We start from the raw sequence: 16,342 nt of genomic DNA on the forward strand, positions 1-16,342 counted from the left end.
CTAAAATAAACATGCCGCCCACCCAAGCAGGATGACATTGTGGCAAAATTGTGTCCACGATTCTTGGGGAAACTTATTGTTCGCTTTTTGGAAACGATGACTCACTCCCGAATCAATTGGTTCCCGCAAGGGCAAAAACACCCGCTCCCGCACCATCTCGGCCCACTTTTTAACGGGCATGTAGAGCGAAGGATGTGATCGCCCCCTCAGGCCAGTTCCAGTTTTTTCTTCAACGGGCCGCTGTTTTTGACAATGACGGCCTGCACCGGTTCGGACACGCCCTGGATCGTGATGCCGCCGGTCTTACCCAGCATGTCAGGAATACCCAGGCCGCACATCTCATGCATATAGGTTGAATAGACGATCCCGGCCTCGATTTTATTGGTGACAGTCTCGAAAGCCTCGGCAATGATCGACACATTGCCAATCGCCGTCACCGGGCTGGGTGCTGCTTGGTCCGAGGTCTTGCCCACCCGTCCGATAATGGCCCGGCCCGAGTGCACCCCGATCCCGATCTTCAGCGGCTCAACAAGATGCTGACTAAGGCTGCCTTGCGTCTCTTGAACCAGCAACTGGCACTTGGCCGCTGCATAAAGCGCAGAGCGCGCGGCCTGGGTTTTGTGCGTCTCAAGTCCGAAAACAGCCGTCAGCCCGTCATTGGTGAACTTGTCGATATGGCCATTCTGCTCTTCGATCTGTTCGACCACCATGTCCAAAAGCTGGTTGAGGACAAAAATGACGTCATAGGGCAGTGACTTGTCCACGAATGGGCGGAAATCCTTGATCTTGAGGTTCAACACGCTGACCTCACGCTCGACCCCCCAGCCGAACGGATCGGATTTCAACGGCGTCGATGCTGCGCGCTGAGGCTGGATGATTGGGCGCAGGCTGACATCTCCGTTCACGCGCGCCTGACAGGCAAGGCGCATGTTCGGTTCCGCGTTGATCTTGTCGAGAAGTTTGCGTTCGGCCGGGCCGATCGGGCTGAGGCCATCCTGCTCGGACAGAACCACTACCCGGCAGGTTGAACACCGCGCCCGCCCACCACAGACCGACAGGTGATCAATCCCGTTGTCGCGGCTTACATCCAGAATAGTCTTTCCTGGGGCCGCATCCACGGTCAGCCCTTCGCCATAAGTCACGCGCACCTTGCGGCGCAGGTTCTGGCCCAGCAAAAACAGAACGAACAGGGACAGCAGTGCGCACAGAATGATCACCACCCAGCCCTGCGCAATCGCCTGATATTCGGAAACGGCAGCGCGCACCTCGGTCAAGCGCAAGGCCAGTTCTGTCGCCTCTGCCCCGTCCGGATCAAGGCTGAGGCGCAACACCTCGCGCTTGGCCGCTGTCATCCATCCGGCCATCGCCACGATCGGTACGGCCACCGCCAGCGGCAAAAGCACCAACAAGCCGTCCTTGTACCAATGCTTCGGTCGAAGCCAGAAATGCACACCGATCAGCCCGTGCCCCCAGACCAGCAACATCAGCGCATTCTGTTTGATCGCCGCAACCGGCCATAGCAGCGACAGTTCCTGCAAATAGCTGACGGGCACGCCGGTCAGCAACTCGGACCCGCGGGTGACGATGATATGGCTGACAAGCCAATAGGGAATGGCCAGCCCCAGAATGATCTGAAACCAGCGCCAGAACGGCGTTTTCAAGCTTCGGATGCTGAGGATCGAGACCGCGCCCAACAGCACATGCACCGCCAGGGCGCCATAGAGCAGAACCGTTCCGGGGACCGAGCTCCAGATCGCGGACATAACGGCCAGCATCCGGTCCATCCACTCCAGCGATACCAGCCCCAGACCGTGGTTGACAAAATGCCCCGCTGCATAGGCCAACAGCACCAGCCCCGACCACAACCGGGCCTGCTGAGTCACGGGTCCTCGCCCGTTGGCTTTGATCTCTCGATGTCTGACGGCCATCTTCAACGCCCCTGATCAATCGCTTGTTTCGTAATCACCTAAAATGTCTGACACGCAGGGGTAGAGGATTATTCACCACAAATCCGTTTTCGCCTTCACGTTCAGGTGTGGTCTTCGTGTGGAAAGAACAGCGGGTTACGCGCCATGCCGCTTAAACCTCAGTTTTTTTTGGCCTTGGCCGTCCTATTGGCAACGTCACGCTTCGTTCAGGAAGGGCGCAAAAAAGGGGCCGCCGGTATCGGCAGCCCCCTAATTTTACTTGTCAGACCGGCCTTACAGAAGGAACTGATCGTCGTCCGGTAGCAAATGCTCCAGCAGATCAGCGACGGTCAGATCCAAAAGCTGGTCAGCTGTATCCAGCGCTTCGGTCTGAGCCCCGTTCAAAAACAAAAGCTCGGCTTCGTCTTCTTGGGTCAGCTCATCGGCATCGGTTTCGTCTGTGAACTCGAACATATCCCAGTCACGGGTGTCGACAAAAGCAACGCTTTCCTGGGGCTGAGCGGCAATTCTGGGCTCGCCCGGACCAGTCGTGCCGCTGCCGTCGATATCGTCACCATAGAAGATTTCGACATCGGCAACGTTGTCGACGGCGTTCCCGCCCACCACGGCCCCCTGATCGTTCAGGATCCACTCATAATACGTTTCACCTACATCAGTTTTCCACAGCAGACGATATCCGCCCTCATTGGTCTCTTCGACATGGATCGCGCTCCAGCCTTCAATCCTGTCTGGTCCAACAGCGCTGCCCCCTTCGGTCACGCCAACACTGCCATTGATCAGATAGCCGCTTGCGGTCGAAACCGCCAACGTAGTCGCACCGTCGGATTCGATCGGAGTCGTCACATGGCCGATAGTGTCGTCATCGTTGAGGTCCACATCGTAGAACGCTTCGACATCGACCACGTTGCCCACACTTTGACCCGAAACATAAACGCCCTGGTCATCCAGGATCCATTCAAAATACGCATTACCCTGATCGGTTTTCCACAAAAGACGATACCCGCCCGAGCCAGCAGCCTCAGCTTGAATCGCACTCCAACCGTCCAGCGTCTCATCACCGACAACAACGCTGTCCACAGTGATTGCAATTGGGGTATTTCCGCCGCCCAGAAGGTAAATACCATGAGACGCGTGTTGAAGAACCGTGCCTGTGTTCTCGATGTCTAGAATTTGTGTGGCCGATGAAATGCCAGCGTAATTATACGATTGCGATCCGTTCGAGAACTCGAAAAGCTCAACATCGCTGGACACTGTGAAAGAGGTCTGTGTCAGCACGTTGTAGAACGTATAGGTGCTGCCATTGTCTTGGAACAGGTAGGTATTCAATCCGCTTATAAAGCGAACGATGTCAAACCCCGTCCCGCCGGTGAATGAACCGTTATTGTCCTGCACAATGGCAGTGTCGTTTCCTTCACCACCGTCAACCGTATCCTGGCCGGTCCCGTTTGCGACATAGATGGTATCGTGGCCTGTACCGCCGTTGATCGTGTTATTGTTGCTGCCGTCCGAGAGCGAGTAAATGATGTCGTTGCCACCATTTCCGTTCAAAGTGTTGACGGCAGCATTGCCAGTAATTGTATCGCTTCCTGATCCGCCAGACGCGTTTTCGATCACCACACCATAAGCGATAGTAAAACCGCCCTGTACGCCATCGACATAGGAAATAGCACCACCACCGAACGGACTATAGTCAAGTGTCGCAGGGCGCAGGTCGATTATGGCGGCGGCGCTACCAGTATGTCGAATTGTGTCTATTCCACCAGTGTCCCAAATGGCCTGGTATCCAACACCGGCCGTATTGAACGACGCCAGATCATAGGTATTGGCACCGGAATTATAGGTGGTATTTGCTCCGTACATGGCTTGAAGTGCTGCAATATCCAGCGCCCCAAGACCGGTCGATCCGCCATACGTCGCATTCACCGGCAATTGGCCGTTCACCTGAGTCCAGCCATCATTGTACGACATCACAGTGAAAACACCCTGATTCAGGTTGCCATCGCCGTACGAAAAGAAGGGCGAAGTCACACCATTCAGAACCGTTGTGCCCAACCCGGTGTCATGCGGGTGGCCTAGGCCCAAGGCGTGACCAAGTTCGTGCAACAAAGTGGTAAAAAAGAAACCACCCGGGTCGCCGTTCCCGCCCAACCCTGTGGTCCAGAAATCTGTATTGAACGCGCCTTCGGACGGAGAGTTAGACGGCGTATAGTGATATCCGAGAGTGCTCGATGAACCGAAAAAACTGCTCGAAGATGGGGCAATGATTTCGTAGATATCCGCTTCTAGCCAAGAAGATACTTCAACAAACTGTACATTTGCCACGGCTTCGATGGCCGCCAGCGCCGCGCGGAAATCTGCCTTGTGGGACTCTGTCCAGGATTGAGAATCCAGGTATTGATCAAAATTATATGTAATGACCGTCGTGGTATTGGGGTTCCCATCGCCGTAGGCAACGTCACCCTGAATAGCACTAAGAGGGGAAGCCGAACTGGGTCCGGGAATAAAAGTGGTCATATCAACAACCTCAAGAATATTTCAGGCCTGCGTTACCAGCGCTGTAATTTCACGCCAAAGTTGTCATTAACAAGGCAACACTCCCGCCATGGCGCAAAACAGCGTCGGGGGCAAATCACAATGCCAGCCCGCACAGACTCCGAACCCAAAGCGTTGTCTAGAGGACACGCGTTCGTGAGCATTCACGCATTTTGCGAGATTGACGTCAGGAATCGCGGGTTCGCTGGCGAGAAAACAGTAAGGGCATAAAGCTAGATGTGCAAACAGCGGCAGTCGATATTCACTCAGCCACCTCTGGTTCAGCCGCGCTTTTCTTGAACTGCTGGTCAAACAAACGACGGAAGCTGCCGTTCTGTTTCATAAGCTCGTCCAGATTGCCTTGCTCAACAACGGCTCCATCCTGGACCACCATGATCTTGTCTGCTTCAAGGATCGTGGAAAGACGGTGCGCAATCACAACGACGGTCATATCTGCGGTCAGAGAATCCAAAGCTTGTTTTACGAGAGATTCGGATTCTGCGTCCAACGCGCTGGTGGCTTCGTCCAGCAACAGAATTTCCGCCTTTCGCAGGATCGCACGGGCGATGGCGATGCGCTGTTTCTGGCCTCCGGACAAAAACGTGCCGTTTTCTCCAACTTGCGTGTCATAGCCGTCGGACAGCTCCGTGATGAAGTCGTGGGCGTGTGCAGCCCGCGCCGCCGCAATCACCTCTTCGTCGGTGGCCTCTGGTGCAGAACATCGCAGGTTGTCCATCACCGAGGCCGAAAACAGGAACGTATCCTGCCCAACATAAGAAATCTTGCGCCGCAGAGACGCATAGCTGGCATGGCGCAGGTCCTGGCCATCAATCTCCACCTGTCCTTCATCGGGGTCATAAAATCGCATGATCAGACCGAAAATCGTAGATTTTCCGCCACCGGATTGACCGACAAGCGCGGTGGTCTTGCCCGCCTGGAAAGTCAGGTTCATGTCCTCGATGACAGGTATCGTACCTTTGTAGCCAAACGTCACATTGCGCAGTGCAATCTCACCGGGGCCGTCCAGCAGATCATGGGCATCGGGGCTCTCCTGCATCGTGTCTTCTTGGTCCAGCAAGCCAAACAGAAGACCGACACCAACCATGGCAGCTTCAATCTGAACCCGCATCTTGGAGAGGCGCTTAGCCGGCTCATAGGCCATCAACAGGGCCGTGATAAAGGACATCAACTGACCTGCAGTAGGCGGCTCGGACCCCGCGATACCCATCGTGCTGACGATCAGAACACCGGCAACTGCCAAACCGGCCAGAAACTCCATCAGCGGGCTGGCGATGGATTGTAGCCGGGCGATATCGTTTGCACGCTCCTCCACCTTGCGGATCGCGGTGTCCATCCGTGTAATCATGCGGTCTTCCAACGCAAAGACCTTGATTACTTTGATCCCCGCAGATGTCTCTTGCAGTACGCGAATGATCTCGGCCAGTGATTTGAACTCGGCCTGCATGATCGAACGTACGCTTTTCAACAAGCGGCGCACGCCATACAGCGCAACCGGTCCAACGAGGAAAAACATGATCGACAAGACGGGTTGCTGATAAACCATTACGATCACCAGACCCACGAGGGTCAAAGCATCACGCACAAACCCGGTGACCAGGATATCAATCAGTCTCCGCGCCGACTGAGCTCCATTTGTCGTCCTCATCAAAAGGTCCGAGGATTCATTGGCCGAAAAGAAAGACACCCCATGGCGCAGCAGCTTGCGATACACCCGGTCTTGCTGGGCGGCCACAATACGGTTGCCAGCCCGCGCCAGATAGATGGCCTGAACATAGGTAGCGAGCGCTTTGGCAAGAAAAAGACCTACAACGCCAAGCGCAATCAAAGAGGCATAGCTTCTCATTTCCGGGCTGGTCATGGCGTCCACGATGTATTCCATCATGAAAGCCGCCCCTGCGGTCGTAGCAGCAACTGCAATCATCGCAACGATTGCAACGGCATACAGTCTGCCCTGCGCAAAAAAGCTCTCGCTGATGAGACGACCCATATAGCCAGATCGCCATTCATCCCAGGCGCGCTTAATCATTGCATTCTCCAGATCGTGAAACCATGCGCTCGCCCAGATAGCCCATATTCCGGTTTGCCAAAAGGGCAGATAATACACCGCGACAGACTAGCCCCGTCCGGGGGCAATCAAGTTCCGCGTCAAAATAGGTGGGGTCTATAGGCGAAACAAGTCTTACAAACTCTCGACAACCTGCCTAAAATTGCCTGACCGCACTCGGAAAGGGCCGCTACCAAGCAGCAAAATGCCCACAGCGCAGATATCGACGGCGGAAGTCTGCGCAATTGTATTTACCCAATTTTGGCGATGTTCAAACTGCGGAATTGTGTTACTCTTGAGCACGTTAATATACGCACTACCATATTCAAAGCGATGATCACGTTGCGCACGCATAAATTGTTTTCTGCATCGCGGTCAGCCAGACTGACCTTCTTGTCGCACCGGCAAATGCAAGCTGCCAATTGCGCTTGTACTAGCCAATTGAGATACGTAGTAACGCGGTAGAGCATTTTTGGAATCCATATTGTGTCGATCCGGACTTTCATTCTTAGTCTACCAAAAGATGTAGAGCGTCGGCGCTTCTGCGAGCGTGAGCTTACGCAACACGGGCTGCATCACGAATTTTGTGACGCGATATCTGGCGATCAGATGGCCGAGGCCGATCTGCGCTGCGTCTACGATGCCGATATGAACCGGGTAAAGTTCAAGCGGCCTCTTAGTCGAGGAGAGGTCGCCTGCACATTGGGGCATCGAAAGATCTGGCAAATAATTGCCGAATCCGATCAGTGTGTCAGCTTGGTTCTTGAGGACGACGCCACCTTTATCGTTGACCCACAGCCTTTCCTGAACGCTCTCGAAGATTGCCCCGAGTGTTTTGAGGACGTGATGATCAAACTAGATGGCGTGCCGGGGAATAACCTTCAGGTTCTGACGTCATTTGCAGACCAACACCTTGTTTTATCAGACAGATTACCTCCAAGAACCACCGGCTATGTTCTGGGTCGCCGCGCTGCACAGCGTCTGTTGAAGCCCGAAGCGCCCATCTCGAGACCGATTGATATCGACTTGAAATTTTATTGGGAACACAACGTCCCCATTCTGACCCTGCGCAAGCAAATGATTACGGAACGGCAGAACAGCGAAAGCAATATTGATCCTTGTCGCCGCCGTGCCAAACCCGGCTCACCGTTGAATAGATTTGTCCGTAACCTGGTGTATCAGGCGAAATACACGCACGGACGCTTGAGTCACCCTCTGAACCCGGACATGATCGAAGGACTGGCCCCATTGATGCGGGCAGATAGTCAGGTTCAAAAGCACGCATGAAAAAAAACCTCGTGGTTGTCCGGGCGGGCAACAACTCGTTGCACCACAGATGGCAAGACTTGCCGTTAAAGCAGCGCGACTACGATTTGCTGGTCAGTTATTTCTCGGACGATGCTTTTGCGGCCTTCACCCCGCAGCCGGGCGTTGAGGCTGTTCTGATCAAGGGCGGCAAGTGGGATGGCTTATACAAGACGCTGTCCGACAGGGATCTGGATCAATATGACTTCATCTGGTTGCCGGATGACGATCTGGATATCAGCGCGCAGGATGTGAACGCCCTGTTTCAAGCCATGCGCACTCATGGATTGCGCATCGCACAGCCATCACTGACACTCGACAGCTACTATTCGCATTTTGTTTTCAGCCAATGCCCCGGATTTGTGCTGCGCTATATCAACTATATCGAGATCATGGCCCCGTGCCTGCATAGGGATGTTTTGAAAAAGGCCCTGCCCCTGTTTCAAGGCACGATGAGCGGTTATGGGCTGGACTACATCTGGTGTCGCTGGGCCGAGGCCGGAGCGTTCCGAACCGCCATTCTGGACCAGATCGCAATGCACCACACCCGTCCCGTCGGCAAAGCCCTGAAATCCGCGATGGTCGAATCCGGCAACCTGAGTTCAGAACAGGAAGAGGCCGTCCTGAAAGAGATGTTCGATCTGACCCGCCGCACCGTGCCCATCGTCTTTGCCGGGATCTTGCAGGGTGGGCAGCCGATCTCGGGGCGGGTGCAGCTTGGCTGGCGCATGTGCAAAAGCTGGATGTCCGTTCTGTCGGAGTTTCGCGACAGAGGATCAGCCCGATCAGGTATCCTCAAGATCGCGCGGCGGCAAGTGTCCAAGCCGTTGGACATGACGACCATCACGTCAAAACAGAAAGGGCCCTGAATGAGCACGCGGCATTTCCTGATGGTTGGGGCCGGGCTCTCGGGCGCGGTCATAGGCCGGTCGCTGGCAGAGCGGGGTCACAAGATCACCATTGTCGACAGCCGCGATCATATCGGCGGCAATTGTCACACCCATCGCGACGCGGAAACAGGCGTTCTGGTTCATGTCTATGGCCCCCATATTTTCCACACCGATGACGAAGAGGTCTGGAATTACGTCAATCGCTTTGCGACATTCCGGCCATACAAGAACCGGGTGAAAACAACATCCCAAGGCCGGGTGTTCTCGCTGCCAGTCAATTTGCACACGATCAATCAATACTTCGGCACCACCCTGCGCCCGGATGAGGCGCGCGCCTTTATCACCCAAGAACAGGCCGATACTTCGATCACCGACCCTAAGAGCTTTGAGGAACAAGCGCTGCGCTATGTCGGCCGCGATCTCTATGTGGCGTTTTTTAGGGGCTACACAATCAAGCAATGGGGCTGCCACCCCTCTGAACTGCCTGCTTCGATCCTCAAACGTCTGCCGGTACGGTTCAACTACGACGACAATTACTTTTTTCACAGATTTCAGGGAATGCCGGAAGAAGGGTATTCCGACATGATTGCCGGTATCCTCGATCACCCCGCAATCACGGTTCAGCTGGAAACAACATTCAATCGCGAAATGGGCGCCGCGTTTGACCACGTGTTCTATTCCGGCCCGCTGGATGGCTATTTCGACTATGAGCTTGGTCGGCTGGGCTATCGCACTTTGGATTTCGAGCGGTTCACCTATGAAGGCGACTATCAAGGCTGCGCGGTCATGAACTATGGCGACGAGGACGTGCCCTTCACCCGCATTACCGAGCACAAGCATTTTGCCCCGTGGGAAGACCATCAGGGCTCGGTTTGCTACCGCGAATACTCGCGCGCAGCGGGCCCCGACGACATCCCGTATTACCCGATCCGGCAGGTGAAGGAAAAAGCCTTGTTGAAGGACTATGCGGATCTGGCCGAGGCGGCACAAAATGTCACCTTTGTGGGTCGACTCGGGACTTACCGCTATCTCGATATGGACGTCACCATTCGCGAGGCGCTGGATACAGCAAACGCCGCACAGGCCGCAGTTTCAAACGGGGAAACCCTGAAGCCGTTCTTTGTTTCGGTTCTGTAAGCGGCGCATCCATACAGTTTGAAACCAAGGGCGCATTTAGCGTTTAGGCATGCGCCTCTTGGCTTTCATCCGTCAGCTTGCCCGAGGTGATTGCCGCCAAAGCGACCATCACCGCTGCTGTTCCCAACACCAAAGGTAATCCACCGATCTGATAGGTCAGTCCGGACAGTACCGTGCCCAGCAACCGGCCTGTGGCGTTGGCCATGTAGTAGAACCCCACATCCATCGTGACACGCTCGGATTTGGTGAAGGCGAGGATCAGGTAGGAATGCAGCGCCGAATTGACGGCAAACAGCGCCCCAAACACCAGCAAGCCAAGAACCAGTGTGATGGTCAGCCATGTTTGAGGTCCGTCCGAGATCAGAACCGCCACGGTCAGCGCCGACGGGATACAGAACAGGCCTGCGGCCCAGCTTCGGGCAGCGTTTATCAGATCGCCTTCAGTTCGGTCTTGGGAGCGCAGGATTTTGGGTGCGATGGCCTGAATGACGCCATAGAGGATGATCCAGAACGCCATGAAGGTGCCGATCATGAAAAAGGCCGCGCGATTGCCCTCTTCCGTGCCATCGGACAAAACGGCGTAGAAATAGATTGGGATGCCGACCACAAACCACACGTCACGGGCACCAAACAAGAAGACCCGCGCGGCGGACAGCCAATTGACGTTGGCAGATTTTGAGAAAACCTCGGAAAACTTCGCGCCCTTGCGCCCTTTGGGCAGACCGGGAGGCATAAACCGAACAACCGCGAACAGGATCACCGCCAGAACGATCGCCATCACGATAATAGCCGCCTGAAAGCCCAGTGTAGCCAGCATGACCGCACCAAGAAGGAAGCCCAGCCCTTTGACAGCGTTCTTTGATCCGGTCAGCAAGGCCACCCAGCGAAACAGCCCGCCGCCCTCTGTCGGGGCCAACAGTTTCACTGCGGATTTCGAAGACATCTTGGCCAGATCCTTGGCAACTCCGCTTGCGCCTTGCACAATCATGACAAAGGCCACAGATGCGCCAATCGCCCAGTTAGGGTCTAGTTGCGTCAACGCCAGCAGCGCCACCACCTGCAACCCAAGCCCGGCATAGAGTGTCGAGGTCAGGCCAAACCGAGCCGCGATCCAGCCCGCTGCAAGGTTTGTCACCATCCCGGCGATTTCATAGAGGACAAACAGATACGCCAGCTGCACCGGCGAGAAGCCCAGCGTATGAAAGTGCAGCAACACCAACATCCGCAGGGCTCCGTCGGTCAGCATAAAGGCCCAATAGGCCGCCGTGACCGCAATATAGGCCGACAGTCCTTCGGGCCGCTCGGTCACAGCGCGTTCCCCACCATCAGCGCCACATCCACCAGACGGTGCGCATAGCCCATTTCATTGTCATACCACGCATAGATCTTCACCTGCGTCCCGTTCACCACCATGGTTGAGGGCGCATCGACGATCGAGGATCGTTCGTCATTGGTGTAATCCGTCGAAACCAATGGTCGGGTCTCATAGCCCAGAATACCTTTCAACTCACCCTCGGCGGCGGCTTTGAAGAAGGCGTTGACCTCTTCGGCAGAGGTTTCACGCTCGACCTCAAACACGCAATCGGTCAGCGAGGCGTTCAGCAAAGGCACCCGAACGGCGTGGCCGTTCAAACGATCCTTCAGTTCCGGGTAGATCAGCGTGATCGCCGTGGCCGAGCCGGTCGTGGTCGGGATCAAAGAATTCAGTGCCGAGCGCGCGCGCCGCAGGTCCTTGGCGGGGCGGTCCACGATGGTTTGCGTGTTGGTCACATCATGGATCGTTGTCATCGAACCATGGCGGATACCCAGATTTTCATGGATGACCTTTACGACCGGAGCCAGACAATTGGTGGTGCAGGAAGCCGCGGTCACGATGTGATGGGCTGCGGGGTCATAAGTGCTTTCATTCACGCCCATCACGATATTGGTCGTTGGGCCGTCCTTGACCGGGGCCGAGACGACAACCTTCTTCACCCCCGCCTCGAAATACGGTGCCAGCTTAGCCTCAGTCTTGAACATGCCCGTACAGTCGATCACCACATCCACGCCATCCATAGGCAGGTCGGACAGGTCTTTGGTGCCAATGAACGGCAGGCGCGTGCCATTGATCATCACGCTGTCGGCGTCATGGGTAAATTCCGCATCCCAGCGGCCATGAACAGTGTCAAATTCCAACAGGTGCGCATGCATCTCGGGGTCGCCAGCGCTATCATTGATCCAACCGATCTTGGCGCCCTTCTCGAGCAGAGGTTTTAGGGCCAGTTTGCCCATCCGGCCAAGGCCGTTTACCGCGTAAGTCGTCATTGCATGTCCTCAACAGGTGTTCTGGCGATGTCATCCACGGCCGTTTGTAAAGCGATCCGATCCAGGCTTTCGACGGGTAGAGAGGTAAACGCCTCGATCCGTCGCTTCAGCGCGCCATAGGCGTTCTGGAAGGCCAGGCTTTTCTCGGCGTCCGTGCCCATGGCCTTGACCGGGTCAACCATGCCCCAATGGCCACTGATGGGTTGTCCTTCCCAGGCCGGACAATCCTCGTTCGCGGCCTGATTGCAGACGGTGAACACGAAATCCATCTCGGGCGCGCCATCGGCTGCAAATTCAGACATATGCTTGGACCGCAAAGCCGAAGTATCGTGCCCTTTGTCAGCCAGAACCTGCATCGCGAAGGGGTTCAATTCAGAGGTCGGCTGTGTGCCTGCAGAATAAACGTTGAACCGATCCCCACCCAAGCTGCGCAGGATGGATTCGGCAAAGATCGAACGGGCGGAGTTGCCCACACACAGAAAAAGGACGTTGTATTTCCGGTCCGGCATAGTCTTGGCTCCTTGGGTGGAGGGCATACAGATATCGGGCCGACCTTTGCAGCAATCTTTCAGCAGGAAGTCCAGCATGTGCTGCACATTCGTCATCTCGATCGAATATAGCAGCGATGTCCCCAACCGCTCCTGCCGCACCAGTCCCGCGCGTTGCAGAGCATTCAGGTAGTTCGACAAGGTGCTGGGTTTAATATCCAGCTGCACTGCCAGTTCACCGGCAGGAACAGTGTCAGGAAAGCGTCGCATAAGCATGCGAAACACCATTAACCGCTGCGGATGGCCCAGGGTGGCCAACTGATCTGTTGTTTCATATTCCATATTTCACGAAATATTGAAATAAGGGATGTGCGACAACCACTATTCAGCGCTGTTACAAAAATTTCACAGTAAGGGTTCTGCACCCAGAGCCTAAGAACTGGGCTTGCGCGCCTGACCCGGACGGTTTAAACGAGCCCTCGCTTGCCTCAATAGCTCAGCTGGTAGAGCAGGTCCTTCGTAAGGACAAGGTCGGGGGTTCGAGTCCCTCTTGAGGCACCAAAAATAGCTGTATTTTACCAATTTTTGAATATTTTTGCGATAAATTGATAAATATCCCCTGATTTGTCCCCCGATTTTTTGTTGATGCCTGATGATCCCAGGTTGATTTCAATTCCATGCCCATCGCCCAATTCCTACTGTTAAGAATGGCCATACTATTAAGCACGTCCGCTTTGGCTCAGGAGCGGACCTTTGCCAAAACTGACTGAGCGTCTGCTAAGCGGACAAAGCACCCGTTCATCATTTGTTGCAGAAATCCGAAGTTACTAACTTAAGTTCAAATAAATCGTTCATTTGGATCGATTAATTGAGCTACTTTTATGGACGGGTGGTGCGAACTCTGGAAGCGTAAAGACCTTTGTTGATTGCGACATACCTGCTAGCTGGTGTTGCCCCAAGGGCTCAAGCCGCGTTGCAACATCTGCTGCGAATTCCGAGGACATTACCAAAGGTGTTTTAAGAGACTTACACAGACCCTCAAGCCGGTTGACTTGGTTTACCGCAGGGCCAATCGTGGTGAAATCCAGCCTACGTTCCGTGCCGACGTTTCCATACATTACGGAACCCCGATGTAAGGCAATTCCAAATTCAATTCTGCCGCCGTACTTTTGCCAAATGATGTTCTTTTCCCTCGCGCGAGCTAAGCACTCCAACACTGAAGACAATGCGGCACGGCTCATGTCGACTGCCGGCCTCGACTTTTCGTCTACTGGGAAGATTGCCATAACAGCGTCGCCGATAAATTTAAGGATCTCACCGCCGTGATCTTCTACTGCCCCGGCCGTGCAATCAAAATAGTCGTTAATTAACGCCAGATATCTATCCAATGGCATGTCTTCTGCCATCCGACTGGAGTTTCTAAGGTCGCAATAAAACAAAATGCAGTCGATTGCCCCTCCATCGCCGCGCTCGATTACACCATCCAAGACACGGTTTCCAGAGTAGCTTCCTAGGTAGGCATCCATGAGACCTTGCGCAAGAATGCGCGATTGAGCGTTTTTTATAACCAGTGCAAGGGCAGGCATGAGTGCTCGGATATAGTTGATTTCAGAGTCGCTAAATCCGCCTATACGTCGTGTAGAAATCGACATCATAACGCCCTCCATTCCAGGCGGAAAATCCGACCAGCGGCTAGCGTCATCGCGATGATAGCTTTCAAACTGAACCAGATAGTCCGTTGCGCCATCTGAACGAAGCTCTTCCAGGATCGGAAAACTGGTCTCGACCGACCCATCCTCCAATTTGTAACGCCGATAGGAACCGCCGTTATGCGCCAAATCGAAAAAAGGTGTATTGCGGAATCCAGGTGTCGCAAGCTGGTCTCTGGGCGTTAGTTCGACTTTGGCTTGGTCGTCGCGGACCGTCCAAAGCACATTCAAAGCGCCAAAAATTGGGTGCAGGACCATGCCCCCGACGTTGATCCGAGCAACAGGGACACCAGCGGAAACCAGACGGTTGCCAAAGCCTCGCACCACATCCTCGGCCTTGGTATCGCGAAGACCGCACCCCATCAGCCAAGCAGCAACGCTATCTAAAAGTGGAGACCTGCTGAACTCAATCATACTGAGACACTTTCTTGTCTAAAAAAGCGTATTGAACCAGCTCGATACTGAGACCTTAGACCAATTTGACACAATGAGCGCAGGGAGTCTTGTTCCGAGCCTTCAGTCCTTTTGTATCACAGCACTGCTATCGCCTCCTAGCTTGGTGCGCTAAACAACCAGTTTCACCCCTGTACTCCAAGGTAAGCGACGGGCTCGATGCGGCCGTCCGCCTGAATATCGCGAGCGACCGCTAAGCGAACAAAGCGGACGCTGGAAGCAGCGCCTTAAGTGCGGCGACCAGATGAAGCTTCAACAACTCTGCCTCTGTTCAGCGTGGTCCAAGGTGTGTTTGGAGTCTATACCGACCATATTCTTCCTTGATTACATGCTTGCGTGTGGGCAGCATAAACTCAGTAGGGCGGATTCCAGATCGACGAATTTACTTGGCGCTTGTTTCGCCTGTGTTGGGAGTATCAGTTGTGGTCAAGGCTTCACCTGAGATACTTGCTGTAACAGAACGCTGGTTTGAGGCGATCAGGACCCTCAATACGCATGTTTTGAAGGACTACCTCTCCGACTCGGTCGATCTGCGCTTCATTGGAACTGGCGAGAATGAGTTTTGGAAAGGCCAGGTTGTTCGCGATGGAGTCGGCGAATTCATCGGCGAAATGCCAGAGCCGGATGTGTGGGAAGTTCTCGAAGCCGAAGCCTTCGAGAACGGAGAGACGGGTTGGTCTGCTTTTCTGCACCGGGTTGGGTTTCCAGGGCTTAGAGATGATTACATCGTCCGCACGGTGCTGGTATTCGTCTTAGAGGGTGCGTCGTGGAAGATCATTAATCGTCACGCTTCTCTTCCCTACCCAAATATGGAATTTGTAGGCAGCGAACAGTTGGCCATTCAAACTCTTGTGAAAGCTGCGCTCGAAGAAGGTCCGGAATTGCTTCAAGCAGAAGGTTTGGCCTCGGTGCTGTTTACCGATGTCGAAGGCAGTACGATGCTCGCGGCGGCCATGGGAGATCAGGGTTGGTCGGCGTTGATAGATCAGCATTTTCAGACTGTTGAGAGTATTGTCGCAACACATCGGGGGCAATTCGTGAAGTCGCTAGGAGACGGGACATTGTCCAGTTTCCAGTCCGCGACTGAAGCGCTTCTGGCGGCGATCAAAATACAGGAAGCCGTTGCTATGAGCGATGTGGAACCGCGCTTGGGCCTACGGGTTGGCGTTCATACTGGCGACGTTGTTTTGGCGCGTGGCGACTTCTTCGGAACCGTAGTCAACAAAGCGGCTCGCATAACTTCGTCGGCCAATCCGGGTGAAATTCTTGTGTCAGATGTGACGAGAGCCATCGTTGGAGGAAATCACGAGTTCGAATTTGCGACCGCACGATCTTTGGTCCTCAAAGGACTTCCAGATGATCACACAGTTTACCGTTTGCAATGGAAGCGATAGCTGCTCGCTGGGTATGACTTCGAAGACCAGCCCCGTCCCCCAGGGGATTATTCAATCAAATTGCCCTTTTCGCGGAATGCCCTTGCAGAGTGAACACACCCACTCCGCAGTTCCATCAATTGGCCTGCCCTTGCTCT

Annotated in this window: 11 protein-coding genes and 1 tRNA gene; 5 read left to right on the plus strand and 7 right to left on the minus strand. The window is 54.6% G+C overall.

From position 1 onward, the window contains the following. Positions 1-206 precede the first annotated feature (206 nt). From GOV80_RS13220 to GOV80_RS13230, 3 genes are all read right to left on the minus strand, one after another. Entirely contained in the window at positions 207-1,928 is a 1,722-nt protein-coding gene (locus GOV80_RS13220) for an adenylate/guanylate cyclase domain-containing protein (protein WP_170785343.1), read from the minus strand. Positions 1,929-2,201: 273 nt separating this feature from the next. After that, the gene (locus GOV80_RS13225; protein WP_170785345.1) at positions 2,202-4,442 is read right to left on the minus strand and encodes a matrixin family metalloprotease; all 2,241 of its coding nucleotides are present in this window, start codon (positions 4,440-4,442) and stop codon (positions 2,202-2,204) included. 280 nt (positions 4,443-4,722) lie between these two features. Continuing rightward, positions 4,723-6,507, minus strand: coding sequence for an ABC transporter ATP-binding protein (locus GOV80_RS13230; protein WP_170770664.1), 1,785 nt, complete (start codon positions 6,505-6,507; stop codon positions 4,723-4,725). Positions 6,508-7,011: 504 nt separating this feature from the next. Here GOV80_RS13230 and GOV80_RS13235 point away from each other — a divergent pair. The 3 genes from GOV80_RS13235 to glf are packed head-to-tail and all read left to right on the plus strand — an operon-like array spanning position 7,012 to position 9,857. After that, positions 7,012-7,812 carry a glycosyltransferase family 25 protein gene (locus GOV80_RS13235; protein WP_170785347.1) on the plus strand — a complete coding sequence of 267 codons (801 nt, stop codon included), beginning with the start codon at positions 7,012-7,014 and terminating at the stop codon, positions 7,810-7,812. Continuing rightward, positions 7,809-8,699, plus strand: a complete 891-nt coding sequence (locus GOV80_RS13240; protein WP_170785349.1) for a hypothetical protein — start codon at positions 7,809-7,811, stop codon at positions 8,697-8,699. Before GOV80_RS13235 ends, GOV80_RS13240 begins: the two co-directional genes overlap by 4 nt. Next, positions 8,700-9,857 (plus strand): UDP-galactopyranose mutase, encoded by a 1,158-nt coding sequence (gene glf, locus GOV80_RS13245; RefSeq protein WP_170785351.1) that lies wholly within the window; start codon positions 8,700-8,702, stop codon positions 9,855-9,857. It begins immediately after the preceding gene. Positions 9,858-9,900: 43 nt separating this feature from the next. Here glf and arsJ read toward each other — a convergent pair whose 3' ends face one another. From arsJ to GOV80_RS13260, 3 genes are read right to left on the minus strand one after another with little or no spacing between them, the layout of a single operon-like run. Continuing rightward, the gene (gene arsJ / locus GOV80_RS13250; protein ID WP_170785353.1) at positions 9,901-11,166 is read right to left on the minus strand and encodes an organoarsenical effux MFS transporter ArsJ; all 1,266 of its coding nucleotides are present in this window, start codon (positions 11,164-11,166) and stop codon (positions 9,901-9,903) included. Continuing rightward, positions 11,163-12,161 (minus strand): ArsJ-associated glyceraldehyde-3-phosphate dehydrogenase, encoded by a 999-nt coding sequence (locus GOV80_RS13255; RefSeq protein ID WP_170785355.1) that lies wholly within the window; start codon positions 12,159-12,161, stop codon positions 11,163-11,165. Before GOV80_RS13255 ends, arsJ begins: the two co-directional genes overlap by 4 nt. Continuing rightward, positions 12,158-12,991 (minus strand): arsenate reductase/protein-tyrosine-phosphatase family protein, encoded by an 834-nt coding sequence (locus GOV80_RS13260; RefSeq protein ID WP_170770677.1) that lies wholly within the window; start codon positions 12,989-12,991, stop codon positions 12,158-12,160. The genes GOV80_RS13255 and GOV80_RS13260 overlap by 4 nt, the downstream gene beginning before the upstream one ends. A gap of 143 nt (positions 12,992-13,134) precedes the next feature. On the opposite strand from GOV80_RS13260, the gene GOV80_RS13265 reads away from it, so the two are divergent. Next, positions 13,135-13,210 (plus strand) — tRNA-Thr (locus GOV80_RS13265). 290 nt (positions 13,211-13,500) lie between these two features. Here GOV80_RS13265 and GOV80_RS13270 read toward each other — a convergent pair. Next, positions 13,501-14,772 (minus strand): adenylate/guanylate cyclase domain-containing protein, encoded by a 1,272-nt coding sequence (locus tag GOV80_RS13270; RefSeq protein ID WP_170774122.1) that lies wholly within the window; start codon positions 14,770-14,772, stop codon positions 13,501-13,503. A gap of 461 nt (positions 14,773-15,233) precedes the next feature. Here GOV80_RS13270 and GOV80_RS13275 point away from each other — a divergent pair, with 461 nt between their 5' ends. Continuing rightward, on the plus strand, positions 15,234-16,205 hold the full coding sequence (locus GOV80_RS13275) for an adenylate/guanylate cyclase domain-containing protein (protein WP_170770712.1): 972 nt from the start codon (positions 15,234-15,236) through the stop codon (positions 16,203-16,205). Positions 16,206-16,342: the final 137 nt, after the last annotated feature.

Origin of the sequence: Ruegeria lacuscaerulensis (genome assembly GCF_013034685.1) — a bacterium.
Lineage (GTDB): Bacteria > Pseudomonadota > Alphaproteobacteria > Rhodobacterales > Rhodobacteraceae > Ruegeria > Ruegeria lacuscaerulensis_B.